The organism is Shewanella gelidii, assembly GCF_014647855.1.
Classification (GTDB): Bacteria; Pseudomonadota; Gammaproteobacteria; order Enterobacterales; family Shewanellaceae; genus Shewanella; species Shewanella gelidii.
This window is the reverse complement of record NZ_BMPZ01000002.1, coordinates 235,766-250,389: the sequence shown is the minus strand read 5'-3', so window position 1 is coordinate 250,389 and position 14,624 is coordinate 235,766. Positions and strand designations below refer to the sequence as shown.

At 44.6% G+C, this 14,624-nt stretch carries 14 protein-coding genes; 4 read left to right on the top strand and 10 right to left on the bottom strand.

Annotated features, from left to right (window positions below):
* Positions 1-73 precede the first annotated feature (73 nt).
* Positions 74-796, top strand: a complete 723-nt coding sequence (locus IEY18_RS04690; protein ID WP_188918330.1) for a YebC/PmpR family DNA-binding transcriptional regulator — start codon at positions 74-76, stop codon at positions 794-796.
* Positions 797-858: 62 nt separating this feature from the next.
* Here the strand turns inward: IEY18_RS04690 and IEY18_RS04685 are convergent, their stop codons facing one another.
* The 3 genes from IEY18_RS04685 to rsmS form a co-directional block, all read right to left on the bottom strand.
* Positions 859-1,581 carry a DUF599 domain-containing protein gene (locus IEY18_RS04685; RefSeq protein ID WP_188918328.1) on the bottom strand — a complete coding sequence of 241 codons (723 nt, stop codon included), beginning with the start codon at positions 1,579-1,581 and terminating at the stop codon, positions 859-861.
* 123 nt (positions 1,582-1,704) lie between these two features.
* On the bottom strand, positions 1,705-2,832 hold the full coding sequence (locus tag IEY18_RS04680; protein WP_188918326.1) for a Card1-like endonuclease domain-containing protein: 1,128 nt from the start codon (positions 2,830-2,832) through the stop codon (positions 1,705-1,707).
* Between the two features lie 121 nt (positions 2,833-2,953).
* Positions 2,954-3,166, bottom strand: a complete 213-nt coding sequence (gene rsmS / locus IEY18_RS04675; protein WP_308424050.1) for a pleiotropic regulatory protein RsmS — start codon at positions 3,164-3,166, stop codon at positions 2,954-2,956.
* An 874-nt stretch (positions 3,167-4,040) separates the two neighbouring features.
* Between rsmS and IEY18_RS04670 the strand changes: the two genes are divergently transcribed.
* A complete protein-coding gene (locus IEY18_RS04670; protein WP_188918324.1) occupies positions 4,041-4,412 on the top strand; it encodes a hypothetical protein in 372 nt (123 codons plus the stop codon).
* 26 nt (positions 4,413-4,438) lie between these two features.
* On the opposite strand, the gene IEY18_RS04665 is transcribed toward IEY18_RS04670, so the two are convergent.
* The gene (locus IEY18_RS04665) at positions 4,439-5,326 is read right to left on the bottom strand and encodes an alpha/beta hydrolase (protein ID WP_188918322.1); all 888 of its coding nucleotides are present in this window, start codon (positions 5,324-5,326) and stop codon (positions 4,439-4,441) included.
* Positions 5,327-5,509: 183 nt separating this feature from the next.
* On the bottom strand, positions 5,510-7,435 hold the full coding sequence (locus IEY18_RS04660; protein WP_188918320.1) for a methyl-accepting chemotaxis protein: 1,926 nt from the start codon (positions 7,433-7,435) through the stop codon (positions 5,510-5,512).
* A gap of 376 nt (positions 7,436-7,811) precedes the next feature.
* Here IEY18_RS04660 and IEY18_RS04655 point away from each other — a divergent pair, with 376 nt between their 5' ends.
* Positions 7,812-8,351, top strand: a complete 540-nt coding sequence (locus IEY18_RS04655; RefSeq protein WP_188918318.1) for an NUDIX hydrolase — start codon at positions 7,812-7,814, stop codon at positions 8,349-8,351.
* Between the two features lie 178 nt (positions 8,352-8,529).
* On the opposite strand, the gene IEY18_RS04650 is transcribed toward IEY18_RS04655, so the two are convergent.
* The 5 genes from IEY18_RS04650 to IEY18_RS04630 form a co-directional block, all read right to left on the bottom strand.
* Positions 8,530-9,153 (bottom strand): fumarylacetoacetate hydrolase family protein, encoded by a 624-nt coding sequence (locus tag IEY18_RS04650; RefSeq protein WP_188918316.1) that lies wholly within the window; start codon positions 9,151-9,153, stop codon positions 8,530-8,532.
* A gap of 324 nt (positions 9,154-9,477) precedes the next feature.
* Entirely contained in the window at positions 9,478-10,587 is a 1,110-nt protein-coding gene (locus IEY18_RS04645; protein WP_229779735.1) for a sensor domain-containing diguanylate cyclase, read from the bottom strand.
* Between the two features lie 328 nt (positions 10,588-10,915).
* Positions 10,916-11,830, bottom strand: coding sequence for a pseudouridine-5'-phosphate glycosidase (locus IEY18_RS04640; RefSeq protein WP_188918314.1), 915 nt, complete (start codon positions 11,828-11,830; stop codon positions 10,916-10,918).
* Positions 11,824-12,924, bottom strand: a complete 1,101-nt coding sequence (locus IEY18_RS04635; protein ID WP_188918312.1) for a PfkB family carbohydrate kinase — start codon at positions 12,922-12,924, stop codon at positions 11,824-11,826. Before IEY18_RS04635 ends, IEY18_RS04640 begins: the two co-directional genes overlap by 7 nt.
* 266 nt (positions 12,925-13,190) lie before the next feature.
* On the bottom strand, positions 13,191-13,640 hold the full coding sequence (locus IEY18_RS04630; RefSeq protein WP_188918311.1) for a YaiI/YqxD family protein: 450 nt from the start codon (positions 13,638-13,640) through the stop codon (positions 13,191-13,193).
* Positions 13,641-13,903: 263 nt separating this feature from the next.
* On the opposite strand from IEY18_RS04630, the gene IEY18_RS04625 reads away from it, so the two are divergent.
* Positions 13,904-14,575 (top strand): DUF2461 domain-containing protein, encoded by a 672-nt coding sequence (locus IEY18_RS04625; RefSeq protein WP_188918309.1) that lies wholly within the window; start codon positions 13,904-13,906, stop codon positions 14,573-14,575.
* Positions 14,576-14,624 lie beyond the last annotated feature (49 nt).

The window sequence follows — 14,624 nt, the reverse complement described above, 5'->3', positions numbered from 1 at the left end:
AGCAAAGCCTGCACTTGTGACTTGAAAGCTGATAGAATTCTGGCAATTTTTTAGTTTGAAGAGACATAGCAAGATGGGAAGAGCATACCAAAACCGCAAAGAGTCCATGGCGAAAACAGCAGGCCAGAAGACTCGACTCTATTCACGATACGGAAAAGAGATTTATGTTTGCGCCAAAAATGGTGGTACGGACCCTGACGGCAACCTGTCTCTTCGTCGTATGATTGACCGCGCGAAAAAAGATCAAGTTCCGGCACACGTGATTAAAAATGCGATTGATAAAGCCGTGGGTGGCGGTGGTGAAGACTATGATACAGCACGCTATGAAGGCTTTGGTCCCGGTGGATGTATGGTCATTGTCGACTGCTTAACCGATAACGGAAAGCGAACATTTACAGAAGTTCGCCAAGCATTTGTTAAAAATGACGCCAAACTTGGTAGCCCGGGTACAACAGCGCATATGTTTGATCACCAAGCGGTGTTTGTCTTTAAAGGTGATGATGATGAAGCTGTACTTGAAGACTTAATGATGGCAGATGTGGATGTCAGTGATGTTGAAGTCGAAAATGGAATGGTCAGTGTTTACGCGCCACATACCGAGTTTTACAAGGCAAAAGTCGCACTCACGGAAGCAAACCCAGACGTCAGCTTTGAAATGGAAGAAATCACCTTTGTGCCACAAAACTTAACTGATGTGACTGGTGAAGATGTTGAAACCTTCCAAAAGTTCCTAGCTGCTCTTGAAGACTGTGATGACGTACAAAACGTGTATCACAATGCGCAGTTACCAGAATAATCAAACAAACGTTCAATAAAAAAAGCAGCCTCGGCTGCTTTTTTTATGGTGCACATACACAACTAATCCAGCAGGTCACCGTCACTTTCTGCGGTCAGGTGCTGAATTCCTTTCGTAATCGCAATCACAGCTTTTGATTTAAACTCTCGCATATACAAGGTGTACACCACCACAATACTGGCAAACATAAACAGAAATGGGTGGAAAAACCAACATAACGCAGCCATCGAGAAATAATAGGATCGCAAGCCATAGTTATATGAATGCGCAGCTTGATCTTGAACGGTTGCCATTTGTCTGGCGTAGTCTTTTAAATTTTGATTTTTCCCACTGCCATCAACGGGCGCGGCACCAATCATCACATTCAAGAACCCATACTGGCGCATTGACCACGTAAACTGAAAAAATGCCAAGACGAAAATGCTCGCCAAAACCGCAAGCTTAATTTGAATCACATTGTGGATCGGCGGCGCCGTATAAGGGATGGTTGCGATCACCTCTTCGAGCTTCTCTGCTTGAGAAAACAGAGTTAAAACCCCCGCCAATACGATGAGTGTGGAGGAGGCAAAAAAGGCAATGTTACGTTCCAGGTTTGCTAACATTGCAGCATCCCCCACCCGTACACCACGGGTCATTAACTCATTCATCCAGTGAATTCGATGTTGATGCAAGCAACGGGCAATGCAATTTGTAGTTTTCGCCTTCCCTTTGGCAAAGCGGGTATAGCCCAGCCAGCACGTGACAAAGAAAACCAGCGCAACGATTTCTAGTTCGGTAGACGTCATAATCCTCCGCCTATTTGAGAGCGTATCCATTCATGATGAAAGAGATTGTACTTATCAATCAGTTTAGCCAGATCAATGAACAATTGCTTATTGAATATAATTAATGGGGTATCACAATGACGCTTAACAGCCACTCAGCCATTGACGCATATGGTGCTTGAGCTGACCAAGTTGTTCACCTGCGAGTACTTCAATCCCTTGGGCTTTAGTGCGCAAGACATCGGCATCAGATAAAGGACGGAAACTCACGACCAACGCGCGAGCATGGCTACCACCAAGAATATCTGTTAATGCATCTAGCTTGTATGCCACAGCTTTGGCATCTTCGGCTTCAATTCGTTTTGCCTTGCATTCAATTAAATGCAATTTGTTGTTCGCAACAAAGGCAACATCAATTTCGTTTTCGACATCACCAGTTGCACAGCGCCGTTTGACGGTGACCCCTTGCGCGAGATCTTGAATTTCACTGAACTCATGCCGCAGCAAATCCACCACAGAAAACACATATTCTTCAAGCCATCCACCATTGGCAAAAAAGCGTGCTTCCGCATCTTTAAAATGAAGTCGATTGTCGATAACTTGCAAATAACCTAGCCCTTCAAGATCGGAAATGAAGCCCTGTAGCTTGCGGTCTTCCAGCATACTTTGGCTTAACTCAGGGGTTACGAGCTGCTTGCTATTCATCGCTAGCCAATTGAGAGACCCCAGCGGTTTAGCATGGACTTGCGCATTTGATGCCCACAGCGCCCCCACATTTCTCACGCTGGGCTTCAAGCTTTGTTTCCGTTGAGAAGAAATCAGTCTGGCATCAAATAATCGCAGCATCGTTGGTAAGCGGATCAAATCCTCAATCGGCATCGGCGCGATATCACTGGGTACCAGCCAACTGACTTCATCCCGCTTAGGCTCAAGTACAAAAATACCATAGCCATAGGAGCGACTAATATTGGTGGCAGCGAGCATCACATGACGATCGCCATTGCTGGCATTATAGAAAAAATCGGTCCCTTGGTACTGCTCCGCCATCACATGTAACGAGCGCATAATTTCATCGGTACTGAGCGTATCCGGTAAAATCCAAACTTGGGTGGTTTTCTTATATTCTCGAACCAACTGCAGGAAAGCATCGACTTTGGCTTGTTGTTGATGGGTATGGATCAAAAGTAAGCCTTCAGCTTGCATTTTACTATCGAGCAATGGCGTCAAAATTGTAATTGGATTTTCATCCATAATCGCAATGTGTATCGCCATATCACCCCTTCCTGACAGCCAATTAAACTAGGTCGACAAAGATAAAGACCACAGTAATTGATTTTTGCATAACGACCACATGACCGAACGCAAAAAAATAACAATTAGTTAACGCAAATAATCAAGGATGTGATTTAGAGCACTTCGTCAGTAAATCTTGTTTGACGATATCGAGGGCAGAAAGCGCGGTTTGCGGCGAAACCTCATTCGACTCCAATAAATAGATCAAATCAACAGCTAATTGCACATGCTCAGGTGCGCTCGTTAACTCAGAAGCTTCAGGCTCAGCCACCAGTTCAGTTTTAACTGGCATAGCATGTTGCGATGGTTTCATCACGGGGTAAATCTCCTTGGTATAATCATTAGCCACCTTTCTTTGCGGCTACTGTGTCACTGTCACCAGCAAAAGGCAATCCGCTAAAGTATTAAAAGCTCAGCCTGCGGGAAGGCTATTGTAAGACTTGCGCTTCAACTTTTCATAATCTCCCGCAACGCAACACTCTTAGCACTTCGCATAACAAGACAAAAACGCTGAAAGCAACTCATGCTAGCATTGCAGAGGGTCTTTAGTTGCGAGATAAATCTGAGTATACTTTGCCCGCATATCAAACAAACGAAACCCGACATGAGCCAAAACCAAACCAAACCCGATTTTTCAAAACTTAATAAAAGTGCAAACCAGTCATTTCAGTCACAAAAAAATCTGATTAAAAGGCTCTTCAGTGGCAAAACGGTCACCTGTGATGTTTGCCAGAAAAATCTTAGCCTTCAAGTTCCTAGCCCCTCAACCGCTGACAAAACCTATGGTGTATTCTGCAAAAAAGGCTGTACGGATATCCAATTGGAATTCGAACTTTAAAGTCCACGGCTCGTCACTCTATGTTTACTTTGTGCATAAAAACCTGCACATGGTGCTAGCTTGAATAGGGTTTTGCGTCTTTCTCGGGGGTTGCTCTATCTCTTGCACTCACCAAATATCACTCCCCTGACGACATGTATCTTTGATGATACGCGACTCTTACACTAACTTTGCATCCAGCCTTGTAGTTTGCAAAAACGTCTTTAAATTTTCGTTTCATTCGAAATGAAGCTTATAACCACTGTTTTGAGCAAGGTATTCCTAAACTCGGCGGGAATCTTAATCTAGATCAAAAAACAAACATTAGATGTTGTTAATTTATAAACATCCCTCTTTACAGGTGACGCCGATGAAAGAATCTACATTGATTCGACTCATGAACTTACTCATGTTTCTGGGTCTTGCTTTGATCGGGACTGCACTCTACCTCATCATCATTAAACAACTCCATGTCACAATGAATATTCGAGGGGTACAAATCATTGCAGCAGTTGTGGGCGCCGGGTTAGTACTCCTACTCCCCTCCAAGCTTTATCTGACATTAATGTTAATGAAGGGGAGTAGCACAAAGCCAGGTCTTGCCGGCGCAAAAAGGAGCATGCAAATCAAGCAGCCAAAATCCTGTACAGGCGACCCAAGCAATCCCCCAGAAGCGGTTTCGTCTGCCATGCGAAAAGATAAGCAAATCTGCAAGTCTCTTGACCAAGAGACTCGCAGGTGAAATGACGAAAGGGTGAAGACAAAGCATTAACCGATGCGGCGTACATTATCGAACGGTGATGATAAGGCTTGTGATTGATGGCCAAAAAGCTGATCTAACCAAACTTCCATATCGTTAAATACAATCTCTCTTTCCGGCTCGTGAATTAATTCATGGTACAAGCCTTTGTAGGATTTGAGCACTTTCACAGGGGATGTTACGCAACGGATCAACGTATCTGCGCCTTGTGGGTTAACCAGTTTGTCGTGGGTGCCCTGAAGTACGAGCAAAGGCAGTGCGATTTTCGAAGCTCTATTCCGCACAAAATCCATGGCCCTGATAATTTCATAACCAAGTTTAATTGTTATTCCATCACTTGTGACCAAAGGATCCAGTAGATACTTATCAATCACTTCTGGCGTGCGGCTAATACTCGTCAACTCAAGTTTGCCGATCTTAGCTCTTGGGAACAACTTCGCAGCAATTCGAGCGGCGCCTTTCATAAGAGGCGTGACTTTAAAAGGAGCTTCAATCGCAGGCGCAGACAAAATCGCAGCACTGACTTTATGCTGATAAATGCTCAGATAGTAGCTGGTAATCAAGCCTCCCATACTATGGCCAAATAAAATAATTGGCTGCTGTGGGTGTTGCTCTGAAACCCTATCAACCATTTGATCTAACCCGGCCACAAACTGAGAGAAGTCATCAATATAGACACGTGGACCATCTGATAAACCATGACCCAAATGGTCAAAGCCATAGACGGCATACCCTTGCGGCACAAAACGATTGACCAGATTCATATAACGGCCCGAATGTTCCGCTAAACCGTGAACAATGAGGATCACGCCTTGAACAGGCTGCTGAGGTAACCACACCTGATACTGCTGCGTTTTCCCGTGGATATGTGTAAAACTTCCGGAGTGACGCTTCATGTTGATATCCTTATCAAATACTTCGCCAGTAATCGTTTCAGGCTACGCTTGCAATCATACGAAGGCAAGTGAAATACCATGATATATAAACAAATTTAAATGAAACACAGATGACACTATGCTTAAGCCGTCATGCCAAAATGAAAAACTCAATTCAACATGCGGCTCAAAATTAATTGCGCATTAACTCGATTTTTCCGTTTTATCGAGTAATTCGACAATTTCATCAGACAATGGCTCAAGTTCGTCATAGAGAGCTTGCGCCTTTTTGTTTTCCCCTTCCTCTTGCGCCACCAGCACCTCTTTCACAATTTGGTGCAGTCTGGCATGGGGGCCTTCTATCTGCTGAAAGTAAGTCGATTTACCGTACTTTTTCTGCCCTTCAGAATAGTACCAAAGCCCCAACTTACACTCTCGATGAGAGCAAGCTTGTGCCTTGGTAATCGCTTGGGTGTCTCCCTGTAAAAACGCGCGAACTTTAGTTTTCCATGCCAGATGCGCAGATTTAGCACCTTCAAAGTCAAACTCTAATGCCGATTGCCCAAGATCATATTGCCGCAACTGGATCTGTAGCGATTGCGCCATGTCTACTAGGGATGAGATTTTCGTTTTGAGCTGCTCCGCATTCCCTGTGGTACGGTTAGATAAATTGCTAATCTCAAGAATATTGGCATTCATCTCTTCAGCCACGCTCGACTGCTCTTCTGCTGCCGTGGCAATTTGCGCATTCATATCATTAATCGACACCACTGAAGAGGCAATTTGATTGAAAGTGCTTTCGGTGTCTTGAATTCGCTCAACAGAGTCATTGGCATTTTCAAGGCCTTTTTCCATTGAGGCTACCGCGCCCGTAATTCCACCATGAAGGTTTTCAATCATCTCGCGGATCTCGACAGTTGCCCCTTGAGTCCGCGATGCAAGTGTACGCACCTCATCTGCAACCACTGCAAACCCTCGCCCTTGCTCACCAGCACGAGCCGCTTCAATAGCAGCATTTAGAGCCAGTAAGTTGGTCTGCTCAGCAATGGCACTAATGGTATCGGTAATATTTCTGATCTTATCGCTATCCACCGCTAAATCATTCACGGTTTTTGCCGTCGATGACACATCTTCTGCCAGTGATTTAATCGCTTCGCACGTTTGTGACACCACGGTCTGCCCCTCTTGTGCCATGCGCTCTGCATCTGCAGTTTGCTCTGAGGTTGAAGCTGTATTTGATGCCACTTCAGCAACGGTTGCCCCCATTTCCGTCATCGCGGTGGCAACCAATTCGGTTTCCGCGTGCTGTTTTTGCATACCTGTTTGGGTTTGAAAGTTGGCTTCAGACAGCACATCAGTGGCAACAACTAAACTCTGGGCGGACTCGTTAAAACGGCCAATCACTGTCTTTAGCCGGCTTTGCAGAATTTTAACCGCCATAAACGACTCGCCCACTTCATCTTTTCGTGGGTTGCGAATACTCTCAGTTAAATCACCACTTGCGACTTGCCGAACAAGCGCGGTTAGGTTTTCTAACGGTTTAACGATTCGGAAGTTGACTACCCAAAAAATCAGCGCAAGCAGCGTAAGGATGACGGTATTCGCGACGATTAGGCCCATACTGGATTCAGTAAACTGACTCAAAACCGCAATCGCTAAGACAAGCGCCAGTATGATGTTGACTTGATACTTCAAAGACAACGTCTGCCAAAAACTCGGATGCGGGAGGGTCATTTGCCGATCGGTTTTCATTTTTTTATAGAGTGCTTCTGCTTCAGCGACTTGCTGCCGAGTTGGACAACTACGCACCGACTGGTACCCAACCTTTTTACCGCCATGAAAAACCGGAGTGACATAGGCTTCAACCCAATAATAATCTCCATTTTTACAACGGTTCTTTACGAGTCCTTGCCAAGGTTTATCTGCTTTAATTGTGCTCCATAAGTCAGCAAAAGCGGCGGGTGGCATATCAGGGTGACGAACGATACTATGATTTTGATTGAGTAACTCCCCCTCCGAGTAGCCACTAATCTCAATAAAGTCTTTATTACAATATTGAATCACGCCTTTTAAATCGGTTGTGGAAACCAGCGTTGCACCCTCTGAAAACACTCGCTCTTTTTGGCTCATAATACAATCCCTTACTACAGATACTTTTTTATCGGCGCATCTTCTTAATTTATTAATTGAAAACGGCTTTTTTAAAAAATTTTAGTACAAAAATTCAAAAGTGCGTCGGTATTGTACGTAGTCGAATGACTAAATTTTAAAACGTGAACTCGCTCAATATTTACACATAAAATATCTGTCAAAACCAAAGTCGCTAGTGAGGAGACGGCTGAATATCGACCCCAAATTGATTGTGAGAAGTCGGCAACTGCAATAGCTCAAGTTCGAGATAGCTCACAAACACATGACAAGTTCATCACGCAGGGATAAATCACTAGAGTCCCTACCCAATGGCAGCTATACTAGCGCGTTTTTTGAGCCCTTTAGAATCCTGTATATGCGCCTACTTCAGTCATCAATTCATCCGAGCCTTGCAAGCCTCAGCGGCAAGACTTTTCATCGCCGCGCCGCGCGAGCCATTATTTTGCGCCATGACGAAATATTGATGCTTTACACCGAGCGTTACCATGACTATACCCTTCCAGGTGGCGGTGTAGACGAGGGAGAGGATATTGAGCAAGGCCTAGTTCGAGAGCTCATAGAAGAGACTGGCGCACAGAATATACAGAATATTCAAGAGTTTGGTCTTTACGAAGAGTTTAGACCTTGGCACAAACCTGAGCACGATATTGTCCATATGGAGTCGTTCTGCTTTACTTGTGACATTGACCAACAGCTTGGCGACACCGCTCTAGAAAGCCACGAAATTCAAAATGGCATGAGACCCGTTTGGATCAACATCCATCAAGCCATTGCGCATAATGAGCACACGATGGCGACCAGCGATAAAAAAGGCATGTCGATTGAGCGAGAAACATTTTTATTAAAACGGATCGTTGCAGAACTACTCCCTGCTGAGCTTCAACAAGCTTGTTAGTTCACCGAACAATATGCTGCCGCGAGCTCTAGAATATTGACACCGACTCAAATAGAGTATGCTGTTCAAATTCACTTGCATACACAAGGTGAGTCGACTTGGCGACTGTTTTCGCTTCCACGTTACCGCGATGAAAGTATCGCCATGAAACACGAACTAGAAACCGGCCTGTAGAAAATTATTGTGTCGGTTGCATTGCTTTAAATTGCTGGTTCACTATACAAGTCTCACCGTCAAATAGGCTGAGTTCAAAACATGCGCCCCCATGAACCACACCGACCCCTTTTGGCGTCCCCGTCATCACAACATCACCATCAGCTAACGACATAAATGATCGAATTTCCTGACGAATTGCTTCTGGCGTATTCATCATCAAGGCAACATCTCCCATCTGCACCAATTCATCATCAATCTTTAACGTAAACCGCAGCGCTTCAACCGTAGTGGGTATCGCAACAAATGAAGTTAAAACTGCTGCACCATCAAATGACTTTGCCCGCTCCCAAGGCAGTCCCTTAGCTTTTAGCTTTGATTGCAGTTGACGCTTGGTCAAATCAAGCCCTAAACCAACCCCGACAAAAGACTGGTCCTGGCACAGAAAGCAGAGCTCTGCCTCATAATGAATAGGCTCATCAATACCAACGAGCAGGTCTTTGGATATCGCTGAATTTGGTTTAACAAAAATCACCATTTCATCTGGGATTTCATTATTGAGTTCATGAATATGGTCAACATAATTTCGACCAACGCAAACGACTTTGGTGGGTGTTATCGTTTGCTTATCAAATACGATTGAATTCACCTTGACTGCTTCCTTTAGCAACAGAGACGTGTGATAAAAACATGACCTATCCAAAATAACAAGTTCAAAGCAATAAGCGCAAACCAAGGAAGCTTTAATCAACAAGGAAAAAGTTCGTCACTCTGAGGATGAAGCGATAGGGAGGATGAAAGGAAGAAAACCAAACAGTCAAAGATAAAGCCCACTTAAGAGCAATGAGTCAAAAAGGGCCAGTGAAATGCATAAGTGATTAGTGGTAAGTGATAAGTGACGATTGCATGTCGCTAGTGGCGTGCATCAATGCTGGTGACCGAAGTCAAAGACATTGCCCCCCATTATATGGCGCTACTCTGCCCGCCGGACACAGTTTTTTCCAGCTTGCTTGGCACAATACACACCTAAATCAGCCAGCTTAATTAAACGCTCAAAATCTTTGGTTTCTGGCGTTTTTGAAGCAACACCAATACTGACACTTCCTTGCCAGAATCCTTCTCCAGTTATCACCTTGAGATGATTGACTTGATGTAAAATATTCTCTGCAATGGCTTGGCTTTCTTCATGATCAGTATTGGGACAAATCAACAGAAATTCATCGCCTCCAAGGCGGCAAATCACATCATGATTGCGACCACAAGCATTCATGGTTCTCGCAAGTTCTCGCAAAACCAAATCCCCTGCATCATGACCATAGGTATCGTTCACTTCTTTAAAATGATCCGCATCAATCATCATTAGCGACAGAGGCATCCCCGAAGGCAAGGCCTTACACCATAAATCTTCCAACACAGCCATTGCATAACGTCGATTAGGTAGGCCCGTTAACACATCCGTTAACGCCATTTTCTCTAGGTCTTGGTTCGCATTCACAAGTTCGCGAGTTCGCTCAGCAACCTTGCGTTCAAGCGACGCATTCAATTCCACGAGCTCTTTATTCCGCACAGAAACCTGTTCAAATAAACCATGCAACGCTTTTAACAAGGGTTCAGTTGCACTATCGGATTCATGCTCTTCAGCCTCATAAGCTTCAGCAGGCGAGGCGCCATTTTCAATCGCTTCAATTTGCCGCGCCATATTCTGATCCGCACCCAATATATGATAGGCGAGCCAATGGGTCAGAAAGTCGAGTAAATACTGGGCTGAACGTTGATCGTTTGGGCTTAATCCACGGTGGAGGCTTTTGATCTCTTTGATAAACTCTCGATGCTGGATTTTTTGCAATTCAACATGCCGTAAATCGACTTGCTTCTCATGCATGAGTAACTCTTCTTCCCAAAAATGCAACGACGCATAATCTTGCAGCTGATTTAAGAGCGACACGACATCTTGAAACACCAGCTCATTGTCAGATAACAGATGCCCCAACCTATTGACCATATCCACCAGATTATGGTGTTGTTCATCAACGTCATCTAAGCCAGTGACAAAATGTTTATCCCAGTGGAAAGAATCCTTCAACGCAGCTTACTCCTTGAAACTGTTTCAGTTAGTTTAGACCTTGCTTGATAGTCTGTCTTGGGGCGAGAGCACAGTTTGTTGAAATAAAACGGTCATCAAGTAACAAAGCAATTGACCTACAACAGCTTTTGATGAAATAGCAGCTTTTTAATCATGCATCATCCTAGGGTATCGAGTCTCGTTTTCTCTCTAGAATAACGAATAAAATATTGTGTACTTGTAAAGAGGTGGCTAAAACAACATAAAAAAACGGCTAGATGAGAACTCACCTAGCCGTTATGAACGTCGCGCGATTCGCGCCCCGTCGCGATGAAATCTACCGCACTCGTTAACTCACGTAACTTTTGGCAATTTGCGCTGCTAACTTGGCATTATTGAAAACCAATTGAATATTAGATTTCAAACTATTCCCAGCAGTTTTCTCTGCCACTTTTGCTAATAAAAATGGTGTAGAATCTTTACCGCCAACCCCCTTGGCATCCATTTCAGTCAAAGCATCCACTATGACCTGATCAATCTCAGCCTTATCCATAGCAAATGCTTCTGGAATCGGATTGGCAACCACCATACCGCCCTTCAGTCCCATCTGCCATTTCGCTTTCATTGCCGTTGCAATTTGCTCCGGAGTATCAAGTTGATAGTCCACACCAAACTCACTTTCACGGGTATAAAATGCTGGAAGCGTTTCGGTTTGATAACCCACCACAGGCACGCCATGGGTCTCTAAATATTCAAGGGTTAACCCGATGTCTAAAATAGATTTTGCACCAGCGCAAACCACTGCAACATCCGTATTCGCAAGCTCCTGTAAGTCAGCAGAGACATCATATGTTTGCTGAGCACCGCGATGGACTCCACCGATACCGCCTGTCGCAAAAATTTTAATTCCAGCCATCGAGGCGAGAATCATCGTTGAAGCCACGGTCGTTGCGCCATCGGCTTGCTTTGCAACAATAAACGGAATGTCTCGGCGGCTAGTTTTAATCACATCCAAACCGGTTTTTCCTAGATACTCAATTTCTTCATGGGTCATCCCTACTTTCAACCGACCTTTCAATATCGCAATCGTCGCAGGAATGGCGCCATTGTCGCGAATGATTTGCTCGACCTTTAAGGCAGTTTCAACATTCTGCGGATACGGCATACCGTGTGAAATAATTGTTGATTCAAGTGCGACAACAGGCTTGCCTTCAGCAATCGCTTGAGCGACTTCAGGATTGACATCCAAATACTGGTCTAACATTTTAACTCCTTAAGAATTCGATTGATCGAGACATCAGACATATTGGGGTTGATGGTGTCTAAATGCGACAAAGCCACCACCGCAGCCGCCATGGCATAGCGGGTTGAGTCTTCGATAGAAAGTTGTTGAATATAACTATGGGCAAGTCCGGCTAAAAAGGCGTCGCCAGCGCCATTAGCGTTGGTCATAGCAACCGGAATTGCAGGAATAAGTTGCTGAGCATTTTGTGCAATATCGCTATAAAACACACCTTGCTGACCCAAGCTTAAAAATACTCTTTGCACTCCCTGCTCATGGAACCATTCGGCTAGTTTGGGTAAATCTTGTTCACTCGATATGGTCATGCCAGACAATTGTTGCGCTTCTTGCAGGTTGGGTTTTAGCGTATGAATTGCACTTAAATAGGGCTTCAACTTACTTGCTTTGGCACACGAAACCGTATCCACAAATATAGGTTGGTCAGCGAAGTTACTCAGGATATAAGCAAGCGATTCTTCAGATAGATTGGTATCAAGCACAATCAGCGCCGCGCGTCGCAGCATATCGGCATGGGGCTTAAGCATCGCGGGGTTCAACCGTTCTAAGATTGCCATATCATTGATCGCAACATGCATATCGCTAGTACTATCGAGAACAGAGAGGTATGTCGAAGTGGCCGCATCCGTGACTTCAATACAAGCTTGTGTATCAATACCTGCCAACTGCGATTGCTGGATCACCATTTGGCCATATGTATCCTTACCTACTGCCGAAATTAAGCGAGTCGGTGTACCAATACGCGCAAGATTTTCGGCAATGTTTCGAGCAACACCGCCAGGTGAACAGGTCACACTCCCTAAATTTGAATCGCCAATTTTTAGATGCGCCATTGGTCGCCCAAGGATATCCATATTGGCGCCACCAATCACCACCGCATACTTATTTTCACCAAGAATGTAACCCTTACCTCGGATCACCCCCTTATTGGTTAAATTCATAATATGCCCAGCAACGGCAGAACGACTAATGCCAAGCTGTTCAGCAATTGCTTGTTGAGCAATGAGTGGGTCACGTTTTAATAAAGATAAAATTTGTTGTTCGCGTTCTGTTGTCATGATACGTCCATATAGAGCAAACATATGTTTGCAATGCAAACTTATGTTTGAACCATACTCGCTTCAACAGCGGACTACAAGTGCTTGAGTCAAATTCACATAGAAAAAATAGAGAGAGAACATTCGAGTTTAAAGGGGAGCTTCTTCAGCAAGGTTCCAGCTGCCACTGTCAACAAAAAAACGCCGCAGCTGTCGGCAATAACTGGGGCGCTACGTAACGACCAGAGAGGCTTTCTGATTTCACGGAATTGAAGCCCCCATAAAAGCTAACGCCTGTGTTTAGCCAGTAATCGGTCGAGTTGATTTGCAAATGCTTGGCGTTCACTTTGACTCAACGCGGCTGGGCCACCTGTATGTACGCCACTTGCTCGCATGGTATCCATAAAATCACGCATATTCAGTTTAGCCTTAATGTTTTCTTGGCTATACAGCTCCCCCCTTGGATTTAAAGCGAGCCCACCCTTGGTGATGACTTCATCTGCAAGCGGTATATCCGCCGTAATGACCAAATCTCCAGCGCTCAGGCGCTTGACAATTTCATCGTCTGCAACATCAAATCCGGCTGAAACAATCAAAGTGTTAATGAATTTAGATGGCGGCACTCGCATCCCTCGATTGGCGACTAAAGTGACTTCAACTTGGGTTCGGTCTGCTGCCCGAAAAAGCGTTTCCTTAATCACAGTTGGACATGCGTCTGCATCAACCCAAATTTTCATTGTTTCTCCTTGTCGAATTCTCAATTAACTAATGCCGAATAAAACATTGCAGCACTATATCATTGACCACAAAAAAGGGGAGGTGTTTCGTACCTCTAGATTCGGAACATTGCAATACTGAGCACAGACACGCCTCACCCACGCAATTTTCTCCAGCACAACGAGTTTAAAAGTAAGCACTCATAACAACGCTAAAGAAGACAATTGGCAATCGTTGAGCTTCTTGTTAAATTGGCGTTCTTTGCGTGCCAAATGGATGAATCATGTTTACCAATCAAAGCTTTGAATTCTTGCAGCAATTAGCGCAAAACAATGATCGGGAGTGGTTTAAGGCTAACCAAGTACAATATGAAGACACGGTACGCTCCCCAGCCTTAGCATTTATTGAACATATGCAGCCCCATATTCTCGCCCTATCGCCGCGATTAACTGCAGTTCCTAAAAAAGTCGGTGGCAGCTTGATGCGGCCCCAACGAGACAGTCGCTTTAGTAAAGACAAAACCCCCTATAAACTCAATGTCGGCATTCAGTTTCGACATTTTCAAGGTAAAGATGTCCACGCCCCCGGTTTATACGTACACCTTTCCAATGAAGAATGCTTTATCGGCGGCGGAATTTGGCATCCTGACTCAGGGGCTCTGAACAAGATCCGCAATTGCATTGATGACAATCCCAATGGCTATAAAAAGGCACTACAGCAATTACATCAGGCTCAGTTCACCATGGTTGGAGATAGCTTAATTCGCCCACCAAAGGGGGTCGATAGAACACATCCAATGCTGGAAGAACTCAAGCGCAAGGACTTTATTGCCATTAAACATATTTCAAAAAACACAGTGATCAGCCAAAACTTTGCAGCATTTTGCGCCAATGAATTCGGCGAGATCCAAAAACTGATGCAATACCTGTGCTTTGCTTTAGAGATGGATTACTAACTCCCAATTGCTCAATTGGTACCATAACGATTTCGAAGGGTGTGCATCA